This is a genomic window from Arcticibacter svalbardensis MN12-7 (assembly GCF_000403135.1).
GTDB classification, from domain to species: Bacteria; Bacteroidota; Bacteroidia; order Sphingobacteriales; family Sphingobacteriaceae; genus Arcticibacter; species Arcticibacter svalbardensis.
Map to the genome: position 1 here is coordinate 1 of NZ_AQPN01000073.1, position 622 is coordinate 622.

Below are 622 nucleotides of genomic sequence, written 5' to 3' on the forward strand. Positions count from 1 at the left end.
GAACGATCAAAAGAGGGCGGCATATGCATTGGATGTGTTTGGTCAGCTCTATGATATTGAGCGCGACATCAAGGACAAGAGCAGTGCTGAACGCAAAGAAGCAAGACAGAAACGGGCTAAACCGATATGGGAAAACTTTGGCAGATGGCTTGAAGAGAATGCCGGTTTGATAAAAGAGAACAGTGCTATCTACAAGGCCTTTGCCTATACCATGAAACGGCACAAACGGTTGTCAGTTTATATGGAAAACGAGATGTTAAATATCGATAACAACCCAATTGAGTCAAGTATAAGGCCTATTGCTTTAGGCAGGCGCAATTTTTTGTTCAGTGGTTCTCATAATGGGGCACAAAGAAGTGCCATGCTATACTCTTTTATGGGAACATGCAAACTGCATGGAATTAACCCAATGACCTGGATGGAAGATGTTCTAAAAAGAATAAATACACATCCATCAGATAAAATTCACGAACTTTTACCTCCAAACTGGAAGAAACTGCAAGAAGAAACATTGGAAGAAAAACAGGAAAACACTATCCTGAAAACCGCTTAATTGCCTTATTAACCCTAAAAACGACTATTTTGCTGTAAAATCATACCTGTGCTGTAGTGTTAGCTTACC

General features: G+C 40.2%; 1 protein-coding gene. It reads left to right on the plus strand.

Features of this window, described 5'->3' with window-relative positions:
- On the plus strand, positions 1 to 553 hold a 553-nt coding region (locus ADIARSV_RS09035; protein WP_040299614.1), incomplete at its 5' end, for an IS66 family transposase.
- Positions 554 to 622 lie beyond the last annotated feature (69 nt).